General features: G+C 44.6%; 22 protein-coding genes. 5 read left to right on the forward strand and 17 right to left on the reverse strand.

Annotation, left to right across the window (positions count from 1 at the left end):
- Positions 1 to 94 precede the first annotated feature (94 nt).
- The 6 genes from HRU69_08375 to HRU69_08400 all read right to left on the reverse strand — a co-directional run bounded on the left by HRU69_08375 (position 95) and on the right by HRU69_08400 (position 7377).
- Positions 95 to 1390: a DUF4338 domain-containing protein gene (locus tag HRU69_08375; GenBank protein QOI97502.1), complete on the reverse strand. Its 1296-nt coding sequence runs from the start codon at positions 1388 to 1390 to the stop codon at positions 95 to 97.
- Positions 1332 to 3398: an ATP-binding protein gene (locus tag HRU69_08380; protein ID QOI97503.1), complete on the reverse strand. Its 2067-nt coding sequence runs from the start codon at positions 3396 to 3398 to the stop codon at positions 1332 to 1334. The genes HRU69_08375 and HRU69_08380 overlap by 59 nt, the downstream gene beginning before the upstream one ends.
- The gene (locus HRU69_08385) at positions 3391 to 4545 is read right to left on the reverse strand and encodes a hypothetical protein (GenBank protein ID QOI97504.1); all 1155 of its coding nucleotides are present in this window, start codon (positions 4543 to 4545) and stop codon (positions 3391 to 3393) included. Before HRU69_08385 ends, HRU69_08380 begins: the two co-directional genes overlap by 8 nt.
- Positions 4546 to 5020: 475 nt before the next feature.
- Positions 5021 to 5719: a hypothetical protein gene (locus tag HRU69_08390; protein QOI97505.1), complete on the reverse strand. Its 699-nt coding sequence runs from the start codon at positions 5717 to 5719 to the stop codon at positions 5021 to 5023.
- Positions 5720 to 5823: 104 nt separating this feature from the next.
- Positions 5824 to 6570, reverse strand: a complete 747-nt coding sequence (kdsB, locus tag HRU69_08395; protein QOI97506.1) for a 3-deoxy-manno-octulosonate cytidylyltransferase — start codon at positions 6568 to 6570, stop codon at positions 5824 to 5826.
- A gap of 54 nt (positions 6571 to 6624) precedes the next feature.
- Positions 6625 to 7377: an MBL fold metallo-hydrolase gene (locus tag HRU69_08400; GenBank protein QOI97507.1), complete on the reverse strand. Its 753-nt coding sequence runs from the start codon at positions 7375 to 7377 to the stop codon at positions 6625 to 6627.
- Between the two features lie 160 nt (positions 7378 to 7537).
- On the opposite strand from HRU69_08400, the gene HRU69_08405 reads away from it, so the two are divergent.
- The gene (locus tag HRU69_08405; GenBank protein ID QOI97508.1) at positions 7538 to 8617 is read left to right on the forward strand and encodes an IS110 family transposase; all 1080 of its coding nucleotides are present in this window, start codon (positions 7538 to 7540) and stop codon (positions 8615 to 8617) included.
- A 483-nt stretch (positions 8618 to 9100) separates the two neighbouring features.
- Here the strand turns inward: HRU69_08405 and HRU69_08410 are convergent, their stop codons facing one another.
- Positions 9101 to 10414: a nodulation protein NfeD gene (locus tag HRU69_08410; GenBank protein QOI98871.1), complete on the reverse strand. Its 1314-nt coding sequence runs from the start codon at positions 10412 to 10414 to the stop codon at positions 9101 to 9103.
- A gap of 204 nt (positions 10415 to 10618) precedes the next feature.
- Between HRU69_08410 and HRU69_08415 the strand changes: the two genes are divergently transcribed.
- Complete coding sequence (locus tag HRU69_08415) at positions 10619 to 11629, forward strand: LysM peptidoglycan-binding domain-containing protein (protein QOI97509.1); 1011 nt, start codon at positions 10619 to 10621, stop codon at positions 11627 to 11629.
- Positions 11626 to 12735: an OmpA family protein gene (locus tag HRU69_08420; protein QOI97510.1), complete on the forward strand. Its 1110-nt coding sequence runs from the start codon at positions 11626 to 11628 to the stop codon at positions 12733 to 12735. Before HRU69_08415 ends, HRU69_08420 begins: the two co-directional genes overlap by 4 nt.
- Here the strand turns inward: HRU69_08420 and HRU69_08425 are convergent.
- The 5 genes from HRU69_08425 to HRU69_08445 form a co-directional block, all read right to left on the reverse strand.
- The gene (locus tag HRU69_08425) at positions 12728 to 13813 is read right to left on the reverse strand and encodes an alkane 1-monooxygenase (GenBank protein QOI97511.1); all 1086 of its coding nucleotides are present in this window, start codon (positions 13811 to 13813) and stop codon (positions 12728 to 12730) included. The two genes, HRU69_08420 and HRU69_08425, sit on opposite strands and share 8 nt — an antisense overlap.
- A gap of 24 nt (positions 13814 to 13837) precedes the next feature.
- Positions 13838 to 14437 (reverse strand): LemA family protein, encoded by a 600-nt coding sequence (locus tag HRU69_08430; GenBank protein QOI97512.1) that lies wholly within the window; start codon positions 14435 to 14437, stop codon positions 13838 to 13840.
- A gap of 93 nt (positions 14438 to 14530) precedes the next feature.
- The gene (gene paaJ / locus HRU69_08435; GenBank protein ID QOI97513.1) at positions 14531 to 15016 is read right to left on the reverse strand and encodes a phenylacetate-CoA oxygenase subunit PaaJ; all 486 of its coding nucleotides are present in this window, start codon (positions 15014 to 15016) and stop codon (positions 14531 to 14533) included.
- 10 nt (positions 15017 to 15026) lie between these two features.
- Positions 15027 to 15782 carry a phenylacetate-CoA oxygenase subunit PaaC gene (gene paaC / locus HRU69_08440; GenBank protein QOI97514.1) on the reverse strand — a complete coding sequence of 252 codons (756 nt, stop codon included), beginning with the start codon at positions 15780 to 15782 and terminating at the stop codon, positions 15027 to 15029.
- Positions 15783 to 15784: 2 nt separating this feature from the next.
- A complete protein-coding gene (locus tag HRU69_08445; GenBank protein QOI97515.1) occupies positions 15785 to 16393 on the reverse strand; it encodes a phenylacetic acid degradation b in 609 nt (202 codons plus the stop codon).
- A 108-nt stretch (positions 16394 to 16501) separates the two neighbouring features.
- Between HRU69_08445 and HRU69_08450 the strand changes: the two genes are divergently transcribed.
- On the forward strand, positions 16502 to 16741 hold the full coding sequence (locus HRU69_08450) for a hypothetical protein (protein QOI97516.1): 240 nt from the start codon (positions 16502 to 16504) through the stop codon (positions 16739 to 16741).
- 4 nt (positions 16742 to 16745) lie between these two features.
- Here the strand turns inward: HRU69_08450 and paaA are convergent, their stop codons facing one another.
- Together paaA and HRU69_08460 are read right to left on the reverse strand one after the other, a co-directional pair.
- The gene (gene paaA / locus HRU69_08455) at positions 16746 to 17732 is read right to left on the reverse strand and encodes a 1,2-phenylacetyl-CoA epoxidase subunit A (GenBank protein ID QOI97517.1); all 987 of its coding nucleotides are present in this window, start codon (positions 17730 to 17732) and stop codon (positions 16746 to 16748) included.
- Positions 17733 to 17775: 43 nt separating this feature from the next.
- Positions 17776 to 18363, reverse strand: coding sequence for a TetR/AcrR family transcriptional regulator (locus HRU69_08460; GenBank protein QOI97518.1), 588 nt, complete (start codon positions 18361 to 18363; stop codon positions 17776 to 17778).
- 86 nt (positions 18364 to 18449) lie between these two features.
- Here HRU69_08460 and HRU69_08465 point away from each other — a divergent pair, with 86 nt between their 5' ends.
- Entirely contained in the window at positions 18450 to 18938 is a 489-nt protein-coding gene (locus HRU69_08465; protein QOI97519.1) for a hypothetical protein, read from the forward strand.
- A gap of 51 nt (positions 18939 to 18989) precedes the next feature.
- Here HRU69_08465 and HRU69_08470 read toward each other — a convergent pair whose 3' ends face one another.
- From HRU69_08470 to HRU69_08480, 3 genes are read right to left on the reverse strand one after another with little or no spacing between them, the layout of a single operon-like run.
- Positions 18990 to 19958: a hypothetical protein gene (locus HRU69_08470; GenBank protein ID QOI97520.1), complete on the reverse strand. Its 969-nt coding sequence runs from the start codon at positions 19956 to 19958 to the stop codon at positions 18990 to 18992.
- A gap of 9 nt (positions 19959 to 19967) precedes the next feature.
- Positions 19968 to 20630: a hypothetical protein gene (locus tag HRU69_08475; GenBank protein QOI97521.1), complete on the reverse strand. Its 663-nt coding sequence runs from the start codon at positions 20628 to 20630 to the stop codon at positions 19968 to 19970.
- Positions 20614 to 21198 (reverse strand): sigma-70 family RNA polymerase sigma factor, encoded by a 585-nt coding sequence (locus HRU69_08480; protein ID QOI97522.1) that lies wholly within the window; start codon positions 21196 to 21198, stop codon positions 20614 to 20616. The genes HRU69_08475 and HRU69_08480 overlap by 17 nt, the downstream gene beginning before the upstream one ends.
- Positions 21199 to 21264: the final 66 nt, after the last annotated feature.

The raw sequence follows: 21264 nt of genomic DNA on the forward strand, positions 1-21264 counted from the left end.
GCAGTTGCTTAGTCGTTACCCAGCACTTACACACTTAATTAGGCAGTGTCGTCGGGGGGGAATGTGTGGCTTGCAAATGTGTGTGCGGATAATTTTATTCAATAGTAAATTGGCTAGGACTAAAATCAAAAACTTTTGTAATAATGTCTGGGTTTAACTTTCTTTTCTCAAACCACCTTTCTCTCCAATAGTCAGTCAAGTCTTTCTTTGATAAATCATAGTACTTTGGTCGTTTTGCATTGTCATTTAATACTTGTTTAAAGTTTTTAGCTAATGGTACAAAGTAGATACTTCTTTGAAAGGAGTGGCGTAATAAAAAGTCTGAGTCAAAACCTAACATGTCACCAGCAGTTCTAATAACACGCATAACCCAACTTGGCCCATCACCAAACTCGTGATTAATCTCAATATTTTTTGACCTTAAAAATTTTACCATTTCCTGAATAGTTTCATCAGATAAATGAAGTGTCCCATAACCCTTTGTATGACCAATTGGTTGATAAAGCATTAAATCTTTATACTTAAGGCGATTGTATTGAGAACTCTTTCCGTATAAGCTTGTTGTAAAAATTCCTACTAAAGAGTTGGCAATTCTCTTATCAATGATTGTAACCTTGTCTTTATATTTCTCTCTATAAATCTTTCTTACTTCATTTGATGCAAGCAGAAGGGAAATGAGTTTACCGCCCAACAAATAATTGTATGGGGGCAGCGCACCAATTACAAATGCGTCCATCGTGTATATTAAGTTTTTTGTCCGGGTTGCTTTGTCCCATCCAATAAACTCATCTCTTTCCGGTATATGAATAATAGGACTTCCTAAAGCTGCAATTCCAATTACCGGTCTATTCGGAAGAGCTTTATCTCTAATTAAAAGTTTTATCCTTCTACCAACATAATCGCTGTATGGTGAACTCCAATAGTAGCGATACATTCTAAACAGAGCGTGTTGCTTGTCAGTTTCACAAACCTCTATTACTGGTTCAATCTTTGAGGATAGAACCTCGTATCCATTGGCTAAGTTCTTTCGTGCAAGTTCAATATGCTTCTCAATCCATTTTTTGTTTGAATTTATCGCTTCTTCTCTCTTGATTGACATAGCTTGCTTTATTGTCTCCTTGTCGTAAGAAGCGGGAGGAAAAACCTCAATTTTCTTTTTGCCAATTCGTATATCCCAATCCAAATTCCATAGGTCACGGAGAATTAGGAGTTTAACTTTTTGCTTGGGTGATTTTCCCTTTAAAGAAAACTGAACAAACTCTTTTTTACTAAGTTGTTTGTCAACTACAGTATTTTTTTCAAATGCTAATGATTTCATTCGAGTTTTAAGTTCAAAGTTGAATGTTGTGCCAAAGTTCAGCTTGGCAACACAAATATTCTCGATTTTCATGTCGATGTGTTGTTAATTCGTCCACATCAATTTCAAACATTCTTGCAAGTAATATTGGTTTTAGTTGATTAGCATCATAGAATACCTCCGTCCCTAATTCATTTAAGATTTCTTCAATTATTCTGAAAAGCTGACCTACATAAATACCTTTCAATGTATTGTCTTCAAAGTAATGAGTATTTAAGGTTTTTTGACCTAGTTTTTGCCTAAGTGAAGTGGCCAATTCATTGAATACTTGAGTTGCTCGATTTCGAATTTCAATTGCGGGTGAATTTCCATATGCGGCCTCTGTTTCGTCTTGTCTTATTTCTGGTATATACAATTCTTCAAAACTTCTGATTCGGACAGGTAATACAAACGGCTGCTTTGGAGCACTCCACATATAACAATTTCCTTGAATCGGTTCACCTATTAAATGTGCAAGTATATCATGGGAATAGTGAGAATTGTATTTACCAAGTGTTCCAGCGTCACCCTCTGACAATAAATGGAAGCAGAACCAATTATCAGCTTGACTAAGGAGTTCAGGAGCCATCGAGCCCGGTTGTTGAGTAACGAGAATTGCACCTAAGTCGTATTTTCTTCCTTCCTTTACCCACTCAACAAATGGGCTTGATTCTTCAAGACTTCTACCTAAAACGCTTTGAGCTTCCTCAATAATTGAAATCACAGGAATTGGTGCTGTTGTTCCTGTGAAGTTTTCTTGATTAAATGAGAAAATTCTGCGCATTAAGAGCCCTGCAATGTTGTATCCAGCGGTTGAACTTAACATACTAATGTCAACTACAACAACAAAACCGTTTCGTAAAGCTTCAAGTGTGCCATTAATTAGTGTACTGTGAGGGTCATGTAAGTGGCGAACTACATTAAACATGTTGCTTTTGGCAGCATTTATTTCTGCTGAGGCATTTTGAATTTGTTGTCCCTGATAGCCAAGAAGTCTCCCAACTTCTGCATCAGCTGCGCCAAGTCCGTCTCTAGCTATCAAGTCAACAAGTAATCTCCAATTTGTATCATTAAGAGATTTTAATTTAATAACGTTCTGGTTGTCTTGTCTTTCTGATGATATTGCAATTCCGATAACATCTCTGGCGGGAAGTTCTCTTATGTCCAATCTAACTTCTCCAGCTTTCCAACTTTGATAATATGGATTAATTCCGGTTCTATTTGTAAATACTATTATTCTATCCCTCAGTTGTGGAACGTCACATAAGCCAGGTCTATTGTTGCTTATATTAGGCCAAAAATATTCACCGTCAGCATCAAATATCAACACCCCTGCATTATGCCTATTTTGAGTTTGTGGAATACCACCACGATAAAGTTCAGAAATTAAATATTTTATTAGGTTTGATTTCCCATAACCAGCTCGCGCGAAAACAACTGACCTTTTGGAAACAAGGTTGTTTATGTTAAAAGTTACTTTCAACTCAGGGTTAATTTGCCTTAACATAGATTCAGGGGATGATGTCCTTCCCGAAAAGACGAATTCTCCAAGAACATAATCTCCTAGGTCAGTTGTTCCTCCACTTAATTGACAGAGCTCTCGAAGTACACTGTCACTTGGGAGCGCAACTTTGGCCCCTAAATGGGGTAATCTCCTTTGAGATGGAACAAATATGATTTTCTCAACCTCCCTTTCTCTCCCTTCAATGGTCTCTCTGACTTTGATGTTTTTTACTGCACCAAGTAGTTTTATTTGAACTTTGTATTTGAGTTTCTGCTTTTTTAAGTCTTCTGGAACATCCTGCTCTCTTTCCTGCATTGTATTAATGTAATCTTCACCTTCAGCTGAGGCTAAAAGTCCTGAAGGAACAAACTTTGTAATGCGTCCCAGAGAAGCTTCTTCTGGGGTTGCAAGTTGAATTAGTAAGAACTGACCAAGTTGAGGTCTGTCTTGCATTTCAGAATTATAAGGTGTAACAATTTCTGCTGCAAATTCGAAGCCTCTTTCACTGAACCCTTTGAAGGTTCCCATTAATTTTGACTTTGAGAATAATTCAGGCATTGCGGTATCTTATGTTAGTTAAATTTTGTCCAAGGTATTTCATTCTTAAGACTTTCTCTTTTTCTTCTGGTGTAAGATTTTGTGTTATTCCTTCAAAGAGAATGTCTTGCAGTATGTCAACTTCGAGGCCATTTACTTTTGCAAAGTCATGAGCTTTTTGAACACACATTGGAAAGTCTGGAATCGGAAAGCCGGGTTGTGCATCTTTAGTTAGTTGACCAATTATGGTATCAACTTCGCCTAGTTGCCATTCAGCAATATCAACAGGCCAAACTGGGTCAAAAGGACGATTGCCAAATTTTACAAGAAAAAGTTTACCCATTGATTGATATAAATAAGAGCCATCTTCTCCTGGTTCACTTGTTTCTAAGGTATCAAGCCATGTTCTATCATAATTGTAACATTTGGCTTCAATGTCTTCTGGTACTCGAACGTAACATGGATAAGGTTTATGCATAGTTTCCTCTAACTCCAATGCAACAGAAAGTCTACTCAAAACAGCGCTTTGTTTTGCTACGCCCACCATTGAAACTGTAATGTTCTTTTTTTTATGCTCTTGGTAGGCTTGCCTAATTAATTGGTCTAGCTTAGGAAAGATTTCTCTTTTAAATGATTTTGTTCTTAACATTCCCTCTCTTACGATAATTGTGTGCGAGCCCCAAACCCTATATTTCATAAGGTCATAAAGTACAGCCCATTCAACAATGTCTCGGTATATTCTTACTGCACCCGTACTTTTACCCGGTTCACCTAAACCCTTTAGCAAATAGGACAATCCAACAACATTAGTATTTAAGTCTTCGCATAATCTTCTTAACGGTTCAACTAACAATGGGCTAGATGTCTCAACGCGGTTGTTTAGTTCATTTGCCTTAGAATTCGAAGCAATTGCATCTAATGCACACTGATCACCAAGCGAATCCACAACGCGAACTAACTCTACTGTTGCTGGATTAAAGTAAAGTCTGTTATCTCCACCATCTGATGAAACAAAGGAAACCGCATTAACTGAAAAAGGTCTTATTGGCTTGACGTCACCTTTCAGTCTTCGAGCAAATTCTCTAAACTCATGCAATACAGGCTCTTCTGTCTTGTACGCTTGGAATACTCTATTTTTTAGTTCTTGAAAATTGTCCTCTGCAAGCATTGTGAAATCAATATCAGTTTATCAAAGATAAATTTTTTATTAAACTGTCCGAGGGCTGGATTGGCTCTTTTGGCTGCTTTGGTTGCGGGTGGGTTTGTGTGGCAGCCAAATGTGCCAATACGGGTGGGGCGATTTTAATAAGGTCGCGAGTCAGTCATTCACCCTATTATTATTAAGTCAATCGGTTATATTTTGCAAAGTCCACGCTGTGTCAAAGTCGTTCAATTGTCCTCAGAAATCTTTGTTAGTAAAATGTCTACTGTTAGTTGTTTACTCTGTCCGGCCGCATTGCCAGCAACGTTTGTGCTTATGCAGTGGCGGGAATAGGAGCGCTAAAAAATGGAGCGTAGCGGAATGTTTAGCGCGACCTTCACGTCACTGTCAACCGTGACAAAACGTTGTTTGAAAACTAAAGCTACAAATTACACCGAACCCCGCCATTGCATAAGCATTTTGTTGCCAGCCGTTTTGTCACCTATCTTAAATTCTTGTCAATGAAGTCGGTGGTGTAATTTTTCATTGGATCACTATTTCCTTTTTGTCTCTCAGTAGCTAAAAACTCTTCAAACTTGTCGCGTAAATGTGTCATGTTATTGTCTCGGTTATTCTTGGCTTCCTTTAGCTTGTCAAAGTATTCTTCTCTCTTAATTTCTTTTGTCTGTCCAAAATAGTCCATAAACTCAAATCTGTAGAATCTTTCGCTTGTTAAGTCACTGAAGCAAATTTCAATTTTGTCTGCCCAATGAATCCAAAATAGTTCAAGCCTTTGATTTTCATTAAGAGATGTGCATGAAACCCACTTTGTAAATGAGTTCGTCTTTCTATCAGTCGTGTAACGAACAATTAGATTTAATGCAGGGTTTTTAGCGCCATTCACTGCAAACCAACTGTCTTTAAATATCCCTTTTATTTGTTCAGGTTTGTCAAGTGTAATAAAAAGAAGAGGTCTTATTTGAAGCCTGTTAAATGCCTTTGTTGCTTCATAAGTTATTAAGGAAATGTATCCTAACACGATTAAATTGACGATGCTTAAAAAGTAGCCGTTAAATGTTGCGAAGTCAGCCCATCCGTCTGAATTATCTGCATAGCCGTTATTGAAATGACTAAAATACAGTATCAGTCCTCCCAGAAGGATTGTTATTGAAATTCCAAGTGTCCAAAAAAGTCCTCTCATATCTCGTCACTCAAACAAAATGGCTGGCAACATCCATCTATGTCTATTGTACATATTTCACTTATAAAAATAGCCAATTCAGGCCTTGTTGCTGAAACAGATCTTCAGGGTTTCTCTAAATACTGATGGGCTTTTTCAACATCCTCCGGAACATCAATGCCCATGGTCTCCATCTGGGTTTCAATGACCTTAACGCTATAGCCGTTTTCAAGCCACCGCAGTTGTTCCAGTGCTTCGGCTGTTTCAAGCGCTGATACCGGAAGGCGCGTAATCTTTTCAAGTACATCGCTCCGGTAGGCATACAGGCCAATGTGTTTAAAGAAATTTCCGCTGGCCGGCCATTCAACCTCCGGCCTGTTGCGCACATGCGGAATGGGCGACCGGCTGAAGTAAAGCGCATTGCCTTCTTTTGAAAAAACAACCTTTATAATGTTCGGATTAAATACCGGTTCGGAATCGGTAATGCGTTTGGCTAATGTGGCAATCTCGGTTTTCCCGTCAAGGGCCCGTGCCAGCAAATTAATTTGTTCCGGCTGTATGAAGGGCTCATCACCCTGCACGTTGATAACATAATCGAACTTTTTCGGCTGCCGGGTAAGGGCTTCGTAGCAGCGGTCGGTACCGCTTGCATGCTTTTCGTTGGTCATCACCACCGCTCCGCCAAAGGCCTTTACATGATCATAAATAAGCAGGTTATCGGTGGCCACCACCACCTGGTTTATGTGCGCAGCTTTAGCTGCCTGTTCATACACGCGCTGGATCATGGATTTGCCGCCTATGTCGGCCAAAGGTTTTCCGGGAAACCGGCTTGAGGCATAACGGGCCGGGATGATGGCTATGATGGATTGCATCGGGCAGGCAGAGTGTTTACATGGTTTATTAAAGGCAAAGTTTACATTAAAAATTCAGAGTGGAAATACCGCGCCAAACCGGGCCACTGCAAAACCCTGTTCCTTCACTTTTTCAAGGGCCATGCCTGCCGGGTTAAGCAGCGGATTGGTATGATTAAAATGGATAAAATGAATTTTGCCCCGTTCCGATTCCGGTAATGCACCAAATAGTCTCATGCTTTCAATAACGAACGGATGGGGTATTTCGCTGATGTTGCGGGTTTGAATTTCTTCGCCATCGAAAAAAGTGGCATCCAGAAAAGCGTAATCAACGGTTTTCACAAGGTCAACAATGTTTTTATCCCATTTTTCCCATTTGTCAATATCGGGGATGAACAGCAACTTTTTGGAAGAACCTTCAACAAGGTATCCGGCTGTTTCAGAAAACTCATCGCGGTGCGGAACTGTAAATGGAGTAATTGAAACGGAAGGTGATAACCGAATTTTTTCTTCCGGCCTGATCCCGATAAGGTTAATATTTTTCAGATAAACCAACTGGCTCCACGGTCCGTTTGTTTGCAGGTAGTCCTTCATGCGCGGAAGGGCGTACACAGGCACTCCGTTTGCATTCATGCCTTCCCGGCCCAGGTACATCAGGCCGGCATAGTGGCCGATGTGTGCGTGCGTAAGCAAAATGCCATCGGGCGCCTTGTTCTCAACACCGGCAAGGTCGTTCAGTAATTTTAGCTGACGGGGTAAATCGGGTGTGGCTTCAATGATCCAACGCTGATTGGTTTTCGGATCGATAATACCCAGCGATACAACCATGCGGGTTGGATCAGGGTTTTTAAATAGGTCTGTGCAGCAATCTTTTTTACAGCCAATATGAGGCGAGCCCGCATCCTGCAGATACTATGTTTGAAAGAGCATAAGCCCCAGTGTACTAACTTTAATAAGTTATTGTATTAAAACAAAACACTCAAGGCTTATGCAAAAACAAGTTAACAAAAAATTGGATTTCAGTGGACAAAACATTTACGTTGGTTTAGACACGCACAAGAAACAGATCACGGTAACCATCATGGGCGAGAATTTGCACCTTAAAACTTTTAGTCAGCCTCCGGATGTCGATGTGTTGGTAAAATATCTAAATCGGAATTTTCCGGGTGCAACCTACCATGCTGCTTATGAAGCTGGGTATTCAGGATTTTGGTTGCAAGAAAGACTGCAGGCAAGTGGCGTTAACTGCATGGTTGTTCATGCAGCCGATGTGCCGACCAAAGACAAAGAGAAAAAACAAAAACGCGATCCCTTAGACAGTCGAAAAATTGCCAGGTCGTTAAAAAGTGGTGAGCTGGAGGCCATCTATGTACCCAGCAAAAATTGTCAGCAAGACCGCAGCCTGTTACGGGCTCGTCAGCGGATTGTAGGCAATCAAACACGATGTCGTAATCGCATCAAAGCCTTATTGAGTTATTTTGGGATTAATTACCCCGAACAATTCACCAGGTCGGGCACACATTGGTCTAAGCGATTCATGGAGTGGCTTAAGAAAGTGGACATCGGGAAAAGTGGGAACAACACATTAGCTACTTACCTGGCTGAAGCAGAATTCTGGAGAAGCACACTAACTACCATCCTCAAACAGATAAACACTCTGTCTGGTGAAGAGAAATATGCTAAGCCGGTAGAACTGCTGATCAGTGTGCCTGGCATAGGCCGGTTAACAGCCATGATGGTGTTGACTGAGTTAGAAGATATCAAACGATTTAAAAGTCGTGATTCATTATGTAACTACATTGGCTTGGTGCCCAATGTTTCCTCATCGAGCGACCGTGAACATGTGGGCGACATCACACAACGAGGCAATAAAACGTTAAGGAAGTGCTTCATCGAAAGTGCCTGGGTTGCAGTACGTACCGATCCGGCATTGACTATGAAGTATAACCAACTATGCAGCCGAATGAAGGGTAATAAAGCCATCATTCGTATTGCCCGGATGTTGGTGAGCCGACTGCGTTATGTGTTGATTAACAAAACGGAATACGAACTTGGCGTAGCCGCTTAACCATATAAAAGTTATAAACGGTGGGCACAATGTAAGGGGACTCTTGCAGCCTCTGGATTTCAGAGTGACTGCTTTCCGCAGATTACAGCCCACCTTTATAAAAATATAAAAGGTATCGTGCAGCTTCCGAAAAGGAATGACTGCTTATAGAAGATTGATTTTATACTTGGTAAAGGGTAAAGCCAGGGCTATGTTGGAAACTCTTTTTCGGTTTTCCTAAAAAAGAAAGGACTGCCAATTTTGCCTATTAACAGTCCAAATCTTTTTCAGTGTAAACCCTGCTTGTTCGCTGAGGTTTCCAATCGCAGCCACGCAGGTAAAACAATAACAAAATTAGTGCATCAGGACTTGACTTTCAACATAGAAGAGTCCCTAAAATAACCAGCGATGTTTCTTTGATTGAGGTAACCTGCGGCTGCGGTACTTGGTTAGGGTGTTCCCGGTTACAGCCCGCCAGCAGAATAATAAAAAGAAGGAATGCCCTCATGAAACTTTTTTAACCCGAAGTGAGGTCGTCTCATCATCAAGTACTTCAATGGGGTCGCCTTTTTCCAAAAACTCACCGCGGGTGTACGCATCATAAAGCTGCCCGTCAATCATTACTTTACCTGCCGGACGCAGCACCGTATAGGCTGATCCTTTTTTACCTTTCATCGATTCGGTAGCGGGTTTTACCATATATCCTTCTGCGCTATCCTGTGTTTGCACCAACGCAATCCGCTTGAATAAGCGTGTATTGGAAAGACGGGCTCCGCCAACAAATAACACGATAATACCACCGAGTATACCGCCAAAGGCTGCGGCAACGGCATAGAGGATTTCGTTGGCCGGAACAAATTCAAAATCAAAGGCATCGTTATTTACCATTATCAGAATGAGCGAACCAACTGTAAGCGTAATACCGGCAACACCGGCAATGCCAAAACCGGGCAACACAAAAATCTCAACGGCAATCAGGGCTATCCCTGAAAAGAGTGCAATAATTTCCCAGTTTTCGGCCAGGCCGTTCAGGTAGTAAGGAACCAGATAAAGCACCAGCGCTACAATGGCTGCAAACAGCGGGAAGCCCACACCCGGTGTTTGCAGTTCAAAGTAAATGCCTCCTATAATGATGAGTATGAGCAAACCGCTGATAAACGGATTCAGAAAAAAGGCAATGATGGTTTCTGTTCCGCTCAGCTCAAATGTTACCAGTTCGTAGTTTTCAACCTTATTCCGTTTTAAAATTTCTTCAACCGATTCCACTTTGGCTTCACAAAAGCCGTGCTGAATGGCCTCTGATGTGGAGAAGGTAATAATCTCGCCTTCTTTCTTTACACTGTCAATTACAAGATCTTCATCCACCATGCCTTCGGCTATGCGCGGGTTGCGCCCTTTTTCTTCGGCAGTGGAGCGCATGATGGAGCGCATGTATGACTGGTACTTGTCTGGTGCCTTTTCACCGGTGGCGCTTACCACAGTGGCTGCCCCGATGCTGGCACCGGGCGCCATGTAAATGCTGTCGCAGGCAATGGAAATTAATGCACCGGCCGAGGCGGCATCCGAATTGATGAATACCCATATTGGTTTTTTAAAGGCCATAATGCGGTCCACAATCTCTTTGGCATCGGTTAATATACCGCCATAGGTATCCATTTCAATTATCACAATATCGGCTTTAATGGTTTCTGCGTTGGTCAGGGCAAGGTCAACGTAGCGCCTTGTGCGCGGATCAATCTCGCTCTTGATCTCCATCAGCATTACTTTTGTTTTCTGGGCATTAACGGCAGAGGCAAGACCCAGCAATAAAATGAGCATGTATTTCATCGGCAGTTTTTCTGAAATCGTTGCGTTAAAATTAACCAAATCCATGCAACAATAGTTTGGCTGATTATTTGTTTACTTAATTGCCGGAAGGCTTTTTTGGACGTGCGGGGATGGTTAACTTTATGGAAAAGTTGGTGTACCTGCATCCTGAACTGGCAGGCTTGACCGGTTATCCGGAATTTTTTAATGTTGATTATGATTAAACTTTTGATTTTTACCGGCCTGGCATTTTATGGCACCGAAGTGCAACCCGACTCGGTTGGGACGGAAGTCATTAACGGAAAGATTTTCATCATCCACCGGGTTGACGAAAAAGAAACACTTTACGGAATATCAAGGCGCTATGGGGTAACGGTTAGCCAGATACTGGAGTACAATCCGACAGCCGATGCCGGCCTTGAAGTGGGGCAGATTTTAAAAGTGCCCTATGTGCCAAGAAGCAAACCACAGCCGGCCCAGGGCAACATCCACAAGGTAGCCGAAAAGGAAACCCTGTTTTCAATTTCACGAATGTACAACGTAACCGTTGATGAGCTTAAGCAATGGAATAACCTCGCGGATAATGCGCTTGCCGTAGGACAGGAATTGGTTATAAAAAAGAGTGAATCACTGGTAACAACACAACCCATGCCCGCTCCGCCCCCGGTCAAATCAGTTCAATCCATGCACACGGTGGCTTCAAAAGAAACGCTGTTTTCTATCGCCCGGCAGTATGGTGTTTCCGTTCAGCAACTGAAGGAATGGAACGGCTTAACTACCGAAGAGTTGAAAATCGGTCAGCAGCTTTTGGTGGCGCAGCCGGTATATAATAAAGAGCAACCGGTGGTTGCCACAGTAACTGAACGGCCTGTTACCGAAACTCCGCAGAAAGAAGTTACCGCCTCCGTTGTTGATTTCGGCAAGCCGGTAATCATATCGGAGCCGGTGCGTAGCAGCAACGAAATTGTTGAGTCGGGTCTGGCCGAACTGATTGAGGGCACCGAAGCCAACCGCAAGTATCTGGCGCTGCATCGCACCGCCCCGGTGGGTACAATCCTTAAAGTGCGCAACGAAATGAACGGCCGCGAGGTGTTTGTGCGGGTTATCGGCAAACTTCCGGATACGGCACTGACGGACAAACTGGTTATCCGGATTTCCAAATCGGCCTACGACCGGCTGGGAGCAATTGACCCGCGGTTTCGGGTTGAAGTTACTTTCTATAAGTGAAGAGCGCACTCGTAATTATTGCACAGCTTTTTGTGCTGAAAATTGGTTTGACTCAAAATCTTGTTCCTAATCCTGGTTTTGAAGAATTAGTTCTTTGCCCGAACAGCTACAGTACCGATCGCAGGGATTTTAATCCGCCCGGTTGGAATTCGCCTACCCGCGGAACGCCCGATCTGTTTCATGCCTGCAGTTGGGGCGAAGCTGATGTACCTTACAATTGGGCCGGGTCATCCAATGCACACTCCGGTAAAGGGTATGCCGGTATTTACGTGTGGTCGCACAGTCATAAAGATGTTAATTACCGCGAATACATTCAATGCGAATTAGCCGAACCGCTTAAGGCCGGCCGATTGTACCGGTTGGAATTTTATTTTAAGCTGGCGTCAAACTCGGTTTACACCATAAATCGTATTGGGCTTGCTCTTGTACCGAAAGCCGTTAACCTCAGCCATGATCAGGTACTGGAAATACCTCCTGTATTGTCGGTTGAAAAGGATTCGGCCATCACGGTAACAACCGGATTGTGGGAACAAGCTTCAATGGATTATAAAGCTGTTGGAGGAGAGCAGTTTCTGATTATTGGTAATTTTTTTGATAACCAATCAACCAAAGCCATGCGGCTTCCGCACCGCATTGGTAAGAATCACATGCTTACCAACAGCGCCTATTATTACATTGATGATGTTTCGGTTGTTTCACTTGAACCTGATCCGGTACCCGACACAGTTGCCATAACCGGATTTGATGCACAGGCAGTTGAGCTAAACCGGGTTTATATTTTGCAAAACATTCAGTTTGAGTTTGACAGTTATGTGTTGATGCGCTCGTCTTTTGCGGAATTGGATAAGGTGGTAAGCTATCTTAATGCCCATAAAGATGTGTCGGTGCGTCTTTCCGGTCATACTGATTTTATCGGTTCGGATGAGTACAACCTGAAGCTTTCGCGTGAACGGTCACGCAGCGTGGCCGATTACCTGATTTCAAAAGGCATTAGCCCAACCAGGATAACCACCTATGGTTTTGGAAAATCGAAGCCGTTACGAACTGAGATGACCGATGAAGCACGCAGTATAAACAGGCGCGTAGAGATACGATTTGTTAACTGATAGACGGTACGGCAGCCTGCTGCCACGATTCGAGTCGCTTGTTCATCATCGAAAACCACAGCGGTGGCAGGAGGGCGATCAAAATCATAGTAGGATAACCAAACGGCAATTGCGGGCTTTCATCGTAATGGTTAAGCACCTGATAGCGCTTGATGGCGTTGGCGTGGTGATCGGAATGGCGCTGAAGCTGAAATAAAAAGAAATTGCTGATAAGGTGGCTGGCATTCCACGAGTGAAGCGGGTTAACCCGCTCGTAGCGGCCAGGTGCTATTTCTTTTCGTTCAATGCCGTAATGCTCAACGTAATTTACCAGTTCGAGCAGGGTAAAGGCCAGAATGCTTTGCGCAAAAAAGAAGGCCGGTAGTTCAATGGCCGGTCGCTTAAGCAGGTAGCTGGCCAGCAGGGTGAAAACCAGGCAAAAGAGCACCGGCAGCAAGGCAAACCAAATCATCTGGTTTTTGGGGTGAAGGACAGGAAGGTTCTTCCGGTTAAGCCGGGCTAACTCCAGTTGCCAGGCGTGCGCATAACCTAAAAATACCGAGCGGAACCAGAAGGCGTAAAAGTTTTCATTCTTGCGTGCCGTTGCCGGATCGTGCGGGGTGGCCACCAGTACATGATGGCCCTGGTTATGTTCAATATAGAAGTGCATGTAACACACGGTCATCAGCAATAACTTGCTGTAAAAGCGCTCAAGACGGCTCTTCTTGTGCCCCAATTCGTGCGCCACCGTTATGCCAATGCCCCCGGTAACCAGCGCAAAGCTGATGGTGAAGCCTATCCACTCCGGCAGGGTATTGATTTTTCCGGACGTCACTGCGTAAAATCCCCATAGTATGAATGCCAATTGAATGAACGTCCATAAATATGTAACGAACCGGTAAAAAAATTCTTCGCTCACAACCTTTACCCGCTGTGGTTCAACATTCGTTGTATCCAATCCGCTGGCCTGATCAATTACAGGTATAATAATAAAAGCGAAAACAATGGCCAGGTAATTCCAGTAGCCATCCAGGTAAAAGCCTGCAATAACCAGCGCGGGGATGATGAAGGCGGTAAAAAAGCCGATTTTTTTTGCCATGCAGCTAAAATACCAAAATTGGTGCTATTCGGAAATCGAGTAGAAGAGGGGTTTCTTTTCCAACGTAGCGCTTTGATCAATCTCTTTCAGAATCGATTTGTTGGAATCGATGAACTGGTTATAAGCCTGTGCCGCTGCATCGTAATCGGCCCGATGAACTTCAATACGCTGGTCGGCCAGGCGCAACCGTTCAACCAGTTGCTGCAACGTGCTGTTATATGCATACGAAGGAATGGATTCGGCCAGGGCGCTGATTTCGGTTACAAGTGAGTTAGAAGCAAAGTCATACTCTTCCACTACATCGCTGTTGGTCATGGTTTTTTGGGTAAAACGAATACGGTGCAGTTGGTCAATCCGGTAGTTAAGTGATTGCCAAAGTTCATCATCTGTTTCGCGGGTAACTTTCAGTTCGTGCAGGATGGCTTTCATGGCTTTAATGCGTTGGTTATCATCATACATCATCCGGTTCCAGGTATTCAGCATACTATCCTTCAGCAGCAGGTAGGTATCGGTAAGCGAATCAATCTTTGTATAGCTGGTAAGATGTTCAGAAGGCTTCCCTGTGCAGGCCCCCAGCAGGACAGCCAGCAGTAAAACGGATAAACCCAACACAAGATTCTTCATGGTATAAAGCAGTACGCGCAAAAGTATAAAATTGTTGGGGCTGCCCGCCCTACTTTTGTCAGGTTGTAAGGTTTAGCACAAAATAGCTGGTTTTTATACCGGTTTAAACTGTTCAAATGCTTCCCGGCAGTCGTTGCAGTAGTGAATGGATCGGCACAAGGTTGGCCCGAACGGATTTTTAAGCTCGGTGTTTGTGCCGTTGCAGCGCGGGCAGGGCACATGCTCCAGTATGTCCAGGTCTTCAAGCAGCACCTTGCCTGCAGGTGGCGGGGCCAGTCCGAATTGTTTTAATGCACGTCTTCCTTTTTCGCTGATTCTATCGGATGACCAGGATTTCTTAAAACTGATTTCAACTTCGGCATGTGTCACACCTTTTTCCTTCAACCGGGTAAGCACATCGCTCTTCATCATATCTAATGCAGGGCATCCAACGAAAGTAGGTGTCATTTCAATAAATACCGATTCTTGTTTTATGTTGATTCCGGTAATCACACCCAAATCGACCAGTGAGAGTACGGGTATCTCGGGGTCTTTTACTTCATCAAGCCACTCCAGAATTTGTTTTTCGGTATAAGGCATGGCCGTTTTATTACCACTCCGCAGTTGGATCAATGCCGAATACTTCACTCATTTCATCGAGCAAGGGCTGCAGGTGTTCGCTGTGCTTACCCAGGCGGCCACCATAAACAGGTTTAAGTAGTTTCCAATCAGGCAGACTTAATTGAGTTTGGCTGAGTACCAGGTCAATCTGCTTCATCCATTTTTCCTGTAAAATATCTTCACCTCCAAAAATTCCCTGCGTTATCAGATCTTGTTCGTACGGTGAGGGTTCAAAAATACCCAATGCATGGGGCAAGGCTTGTTGTAATGCAAGCTGCAGCCGACTAACGCTTTCTTCGGTAGCGCTGCCCAGTTGTTTTACCCAGGTGTTGGCGTGCAGTGTGTGGTAACGCAATTCAGCACGGACTTTTACGGCCAGTTCAGCCAGCGGTTTATACGATGAACGGGTAAGCATTTCGAAGCGCAGGGCCTCGGCTGTATCATAGAGAAAATGCCTGATCAGGCTGAAATCGTATTCGCCATTAGGTAGTTCAACCAATATGCAATTATGAAACTGGCCGGCATTGCGGGTAAAGGCCACGGTGTCCGGTTCCTGTTCGCCCAACTGGTGAAGCAACTGATACAACGCATGGCTTTGCCCGATCTTATCCTGGGCCATGCTGGAGAAGGCAATGTCTTCTTCAAGCAAGGGCCCCATGCCGGTCCATTCGGAGTTTCGGTGGCCGAGGATGAGCTGATCATCGGCCATTTTATAAAGCAGCTCCTTTAATGCAGCGTTGTTCATGGTTAAACTTTAGTTCGTTCCAGAAATTCTTTGAGCTTATCACCGCCTTTATAATCCGAGGCATCCCTGAATTTTTTCTCGGGCAGGGTAAGCCACAGTTCCTTTTCTTCGGGCGAGGTAAACCGGATGTCGGCTGTGCGGATGGCCCATACATTATAAACCAGTTTGGAACCATAAAGTTTCCTGGCTTCACTCATGGCTTCGGCCGGATTGGCGGCTTGTACGGTGCCCGCGTGCTGATGTTGCTTGCCGCGCCTCAGTAAACAGTATATTTCATACGAAACTTTATCTCCCGGCTGCTGTTCTATCAGGTTGATAAAATCCCATGCGCTTGTGTTTCCATCTGTCATGGCTGAAACATACACATGGCGTGTATCGGCCACATACAGCGAAACACAGGTGAAGCGTCTGGTGAAAGCCTCTTTGGCCAGTACAAAAGCCAGCTCTGAATCGGGGGCATGCACGATGCCTTCATGCTGAAAGGGTTTTCCTTCTTTTGCCTGTACAAATACCTCAAAGGTGCCGAGCTGGTCGAGCGGTGCTTTCGGTTCAACCTGGCCGGGCTGGCCTACTTTCGGCAACCGGTTTACGCGTGGGTCAAGCGACTTCATCGCGACAAATATACGCTTCCTTCAACCGTTTGAAAACGGTTTAAACCGGTGCTGATAAATGTCATGTTTCGGGGTAACCTGCGGTTTCTTTTTGCTGTTGCTTACTGTATGAAGTACACGGATTTATTGTGGATGCTGGATGTGCTGTACCGGTTTTACCCCCGGTATCATACCCATGATTTGATATTGCTTGCCGAGGATATCTGGAAATGGGTGAATCATGAACTGCCGGAAGACAGTGCCGCGCTGGTGTATCTGAAAACCTCCTTTGGTTCACCGGCTGAAGCGCTTCAGTGGATATGGGATGAAATTGAAATGCTGGCGGGATTTTACCGGTTTCCAAATTAGCCTGTTACGCTAAAGGCGTAACGTAGGCCATGCTTGGTTTTTTTAACGCTTCGCGCACCCACCGGCCGCGCTCTTCGGCTATGCGCCTTACCTCCAGACGTTCTTTGTTACAGGGGCCGTCACCATTTATCACCCGCTTAAATTCTTCCCAGTCGGGTTCGGTGTATTCCCACCGGCCGGTATCCGTGTTCTTTTTCAGATTCGGATCAGGTATGGTGAAGCCAAGTTCCCAGATTTTTGGCACATACATATCAAGGAACTGGTTGCGCATGTCATCGTTGGAGGCCATTTTCACCTTCCAGCGCATCAGCACTTCGGTGTGGGCCGAAATTTTATCGGATGGGCCGAAGAAATGCATCATCGGTGTCCACCAGCGGTTAATGGCTTCCTGAAACATTTGGCGCTGCTTTTCTGTGCCGGAAGCCAGGTAAATAACGCAGTGATGTCCATATTTCAGGTGGAAAGATTCTTCGGCACAAATCCGATCGAGGGCACGGCAGTAGGGGCCGTAACTTCCTTTGGCATTGGCCAGTTGGTTTACGATGGCGCCTGCATCTACCAGCCACGAAATAAAACATGAGTCGGCCCAGGTAAAGGCAGGGTAATTAAAGATGTTGGAGTATTTTGATTTGCCGGTAATCAGGTCGGTAATCATCTGTTCGCGCGTTTTACCCAGCGTTTCGGCAGCGCTGTAAAGCAGTTGTGCGTGGCCTACTTCGTCCTGCACTTTGGCCATTAACGAGAGTTTGCGCTTAAAGCCCGGAGCGCGGGTAATCCAGGTGCCTTCGGGTAACGCTCCGATAATTTCGCTGTGGGCGTGTTGCTCAATCATGCGGATGAGTTGTTTGCGGTACAACTGCGGCATCCAGTCGGTGGGCTCGATTTTTTCACCGCGGTCAATGCGGGCTTCAAACTCGGCCAGTTTAACCGGGTCTTCCTGCGCCAGGCTATCGGTTTTAATTCCTTCAAAAGTTTGTCCTCCTCCGTACATACCAGTTATGGGGTTTTCTTTAAGGTAACAACCAACCTTTGGTTTAGTTCTTCTTTAATCCGTTTATCAGCATATCGGCAAGCTGTTTGCCCAGGGCTTCCGGTGCAATGGAGTTCTCCGGACTGTACCACAGGGGCATCCAGTTTAATGATGAAAACAAGGTCATAACAGAAAGCTTGGTGTCAATGTCTTTTTTAAATTCGCCAGATTGCACACCCTCTTCAATGATTTTTTTAAACCGGTTGATGTAGTTGATGCGCAGCAGCAGGAAATCGCGCAGATAAGGCTGGCTGAGGTGGCGGTGTTCGTTCATGAAAACGGCCGAGGCAGTCAGGTCGCGGGCCATTACCCGCACGTGGCCTTCAATACCGCTACGCAGTTTTTCGCTGGCCGAGGCTTTCATTTTCTCTACAGCATTAAGCGAAGCGCGGAATTCGGCTGCCATATCGAAACACAGCGTGCGGAGGATTTCTTCCTTCGATTTGATGTGCGAATACAGGCTGGCTGCTTCAATGCCCAGTTTCTGGGCAAGGTCGCGCATGGAGGCCGCGGCATAGCCTTTCTCCCTGAAAAGCTCAGCCGCTTTACGGATAACCTGCTTTTTACGCGATATCGTTGCAGTAACTTCCATGAAATGCATCTCAAAAATACAATAAAATGCCCTGATGCTAAAAGTGAAATGCATAATTTGGAGACACGGATAACAACCGGTAAGTCATGCAGTACCAGTCGGCAAGTGAGTATTTTTACAAATTGTATGCCCGGCTGTTCGTACTGGTACTGGTGCCGCTGATAGCCTTCTTGTTTTTATTTTTAGCCGTTACAACAGGGCACTTGAGCAATCCTCTGGGTGTTGACGGGCAATCGGTTGTGTGGTTACGCTATGTATTTTTATTTGTATTTGTTGCTGATTGGACGTTAGCCTTTCAGTACTACAGGCGTTCATTAAAGCCTGTGCGAACGTTAGTGAGTCTTGCCGACCGGCTAAACAGGTATTACTATCTTGTATCCATACGGTTTGTTATCATCATTACCGGATTGGTGTTGCTGGCCGCAGGGTACTACCTGCTTGCCGATGAAGTGCTGGCGGGTATCTTCATTACCAGCCTGCTACTGCTTGTTTTAATTTGGCCTTTCCCCGGGCGCGTGGCCAGCCACCTGCACTTGAAAGGAGATGAACAACGATGGGTGCGTGACTGGAAATAAAAAAGCTGCCGGAGTAAACAGCAGCTCGTATTGGAAGGTTATGCAGCCTACTCAGAAAATTATTCCGAAACTGAATGCATTTAATTTTGGGTTGTTAGGCTGACTGGTAGTAAACAACTCATTCAGATCGTAATTAAAGAAAAGATCGGTAGAGCGTATGCCCAGCTGAACCCGCACTCCGTAACGGAAATTTTGAAGGTAAAAGTTGTCTTTGTTCTTATCCTTTTCTTTATCACCATCTTCTTTATAAATCACTTTACTGTGGCTGCCGATGCGGTAGCCGGCATACGGGCCGATGCCGATGCGGAATTTACTTCCGTTCGAATCCCAGAATCGGGTTTTATCCCCGCGGCCGCCAAAGTCAAGCATGGGTATAAAGTAGGCATTTACAAAACTCATCGAGAGTTTGCTCTTGGAATAATTTCTGGCCGGGTCTAAATCTTCTGCAAATACCACCCCGTTTTCATCTTTCGACATAACGACATTATCGTTTTCGAACTTAAAGGTATACCAACTCATACCCAGGCCCCATTCAATAAACAGCTTACCGGCAACCGGTGTATGCTGTACGGAGGTAAGCCCCAGGTACCACGAGCCCCAGGGCCGCGCGGTGTATAACGCATTGGTTTCATCCGGAAATTTTCCGTTTTGCAGGTAATTGTTAAGGCCCAGGTCAATATTAAAAGAGTGCCGGGTTCTTTTGCTGCGGTAGGTTCGGTTGCTGCGCCATTCGTTGTCATCATCGTCATCCCACACTACTTCAGCGGGTTCATCGGGTGTTTCAACGCGTGGCGTATCAGCAACTGCAACTGCCTGATTTTTTTCAATACGGTTCAGGATGTCGGTAAACAACGCCTGAAAATCGTATTGCCGAAGCGTTGAAAGGTCGGCATGGTCTTTTATCGTAAATACCACGCGGCTGGTTTTTGCCAGTTCAACAATAACGGTGTCGGTTTTTTGTTGAGCAAAAGCCTGCAGGGCAATGCCTGCGAAGAAGGTACTTAAAAAAATGGTTTTCATCATCATCGTTTAGTTTTTCTTGTCTTTTTTGTTATCCAGGAAATTAAAAGCAAACAGTTCGTTTTTCCTGTCGCGCAGGTCGCCCAAAATATCCTCGTTGCTGAGGTTGTGAGCCAGGCCTGCCAGCTTTTGTAAACGAGATGATTTTTTATGTTCCGGGGTTGCACCAATTTCTTCCGGCTTTAATAAATATTTTGAATGGATTTCTTCAGCAGTGAGCACAATAACCAATCCGGTAGCCGGTTGAGTGATTGTTTCTTCGTTGTTCGGAGCCGGAGTGGTGTGTTCATTTATCTCAACAGGCAGTTCGATGGCGGCTATTGGTTGAAACACCTTGGCGGGAGGCTCAGGTAACATTTTCTTTCGTGCTGATTTTGTAGCCTCATGTACAACCGGATCGGCACCTGAAGGAATTTTTGCTGTGATTTCAACTGAATTACGTTCAGGCTCGGATGTTTGCTGTGCAATAACGGGCTCCTCTGTTCCGGTTAAGTTTACGAGCAGCAGCGAGGCAACGGCAAACAGGGCAACACCTGCGGCAACCTTTAGCCATACCATTTTTTTGGCTGATTTATTAAGTTCCGATTCAACGCGCGTCCACGCTTCCATTGCAGGCGGAATAGCGTGGTGTCCGAGTTTTGATTTAAATAACGAATCAAGTTGCTGATTCATGGTGGTGGTGGTTATGGTTAAGGCCATCCATGTCGGCCAATAATTTTTGAAGGTATGAGCGCGCCCGGCTCAACTGCGACTTGGAGGTGTTTTCGCTTATTCCCAATTGGTCGGCTATTTCTTTATGCGAGTACCCGTCAATGGCATACATGTTGAATACAATTCGATAGCCCGTGGGTAATTGCTGGATTAGTTGCAGCAGGTCTTCCGCTTCCAGGTGGTTGCTTATTATGTTATAGTCTGGCTCACGGTCAGCCGCTTCCAAATCAGTTTCAAGGTACATCGACCGGTTTCTGCGCAAAAAGGTGAGCGCTTCATTTACCACTACCTTGCGAATCCATCCTTCAAAACTTCCTTCACCTTTATATTGTTCAATGCGTTCAAATATCTTTGTAAAGGCAGTTACCAGCACGTCTTCGGCATCCATACTGTCCTTTACATAGCGATAACATAGAGCATACATTTTGGCAGAATAGCGGTTGTAAAGGGATTGCTGGGCGCTCCGCTCGCGCCTGATGCACCCCTTAATCAGCTGTTCTTCCTGTGCCCGGTAAATAGTAAACTCCATTATGCAGTTCGTTGGTAAGATGCGCCCTGGCGCCCATGGGTTGCACGGCTTGTAAAAATAAATGTA

Source organism: Flammeovirgaceae bacterium, from assembly GCA_015180985.1.
In the GTDB taxonomy this organism is placed as follows: domain Bacteria; phylum Bacteroidota; class Bacteroidia; order Cytophagales; family Cyclobacteriaceae; genus UBA2336.

Excerpts from the sequence above, each read along its gene's own strand:
- HRU69_08375 (QOI97502.1), bottom strand. The coding sequence starts at position 1,390 with ATGAAAATCGAGAATATTTGTGTTGCCAAGCTGAACTTTGGCACAACA.
- HRU69_08380 (QOI97503.1), bottom strand. The coding sequence starts at position 3,398 with ATGCCTGAATTATTCTCAAAGTCAAAATTAATGGGAACCTTCAAAGGG.
- HRU69_08385 (QOI97504.1), bottom strand. The coding sequence starts at position 4,545 with ATGCTTGCAGAGGACAATTTTCAAGAACTAAAAAATAGAGTATTCCAA.
- HRU69_08390 (QOI97505.1), bottom strand. The coding sequence starts at position 5,719 with ATGAGAGGACTTTTTTGGACACTTGGAATTTCAATAACAATCCTTCTG.
- kdsB (QOI97506.1), bottom strand. The coding sequence starts at position 6,570 with ATGCAATCCATCATAGCCATCATCCCGGCCCGTTATGCCTCAAGCCGG.
- HRU69_08400 (QOI97507.1), bottom strand. The coding sequence starts at position 7,377 with ATGGTTGTATCGCTGGGTATTATCGATCCGAAAACCAATCAGCGTTGG.
- HRU69_08405 (QOI97508.1), top strand. The coding sequence starts at position 7,538 with ATGCAAAAACAAGTTAACAAAAAATTGGATTTCAGTGGACAAAACATT.
- HRU69_08410 (QOI98871.1), bottom strand. The coding sequence starts at position 10,414 with ATGCTCATTTTATTGCTGGGTCTTGCCTCTGCCGTTAATGCCCAGAAA.
- HRU69_08415 (QOI97509.1), top strand. The coding sequence starts at position 10,619 with ATGATTAAACTTTTGATTTTTACCGGCCTGGCATTTTATGGCACCGAA.
- HRU69_08425 (QOI97511.1), bottom strand. The coding sequence starts at position 13,813 with ATGGCAAAAAAAATCGGCTTTTTTACCGCCTTCATCATCCCCGCGCTG.
- HRU69_08430 (QOI97512.1), bottom strand. The coding sequence starts at position 14,437 with ATGAAGAATCTTGTGTTGGGTTTATCCGTTTTACTGCTGGCTGTCCTG.
- paaJ (QOI97513.1), bottom strand. The coding sequence starts at position 15,016 with ATGCCTTATACCGAAAAACAAATTCTGGAGTGGCTTGATGAAGTAAAA.
- paaC (QOI97514.1), bottom strand. The coding sequence starts at position 15,782 with ATGAACAACGCTGCATTAAAGGAGCTGCTTTATAAAATGGCCGATGAT.
- HRU69_08445 (QOI97515.1), bottom strand. The coding sequence starts at position 16,393 with ATGAAGTCGCTTGACCCACGCGTAAACCGGTTGCCGAAAGTAGGCCAG.
- HRU69_08450 (QOI97516.1), top strand. The coding sequence starts at position 16,502 with ATGAAGTACACGGATTTATTGTGGATGCTGGATGTGCTGTACCGGTTT.
- paaA (QOI97517.1), bottom strand. The coding sequence starts at position 17,732 with ATGTACGGAGGAGGACAAACTTTTGAAGGAATTAAAACCGATAGCCTG.
- HRU69_08460 (QOI97518.1), bottom strand. The coding sequence starts at position 18,363 with ATGGAAGTTACTGCAACGATATCGCGTAAAAAGCAGGTTATCCGTAAA.
- HRU69_08465 (QOI97519.1), top strand. The coding sequence starts at position 18,450 with ATGCAGTACCAGTCGGCAAGTGAGTATTTTTACAAATTGTATGCCCGG.
- HRU69_08470 (QOI97520.1), bottom strand. The coding sequence starts at position 19,958 with ATGAAAACCATTTTTTTAAGTACCTTCTTCGCAGGCATTGCCCTGCAG.
- HRU69_08475 (QOI97521.1), bottom strand. The coding sequence starts at position 20,630 with ATGAATCAGCAACTTGATTCGTTATTTAAATCAAAACTCGGACACCAC.
- HRU69_08480 (QOI97522.1), bottom strand. The coding sequence starts at position 21,198 with ATGGAGTTTACTATTTACCGGGCACAGGAAGAACAGCTGATTAAGGGG.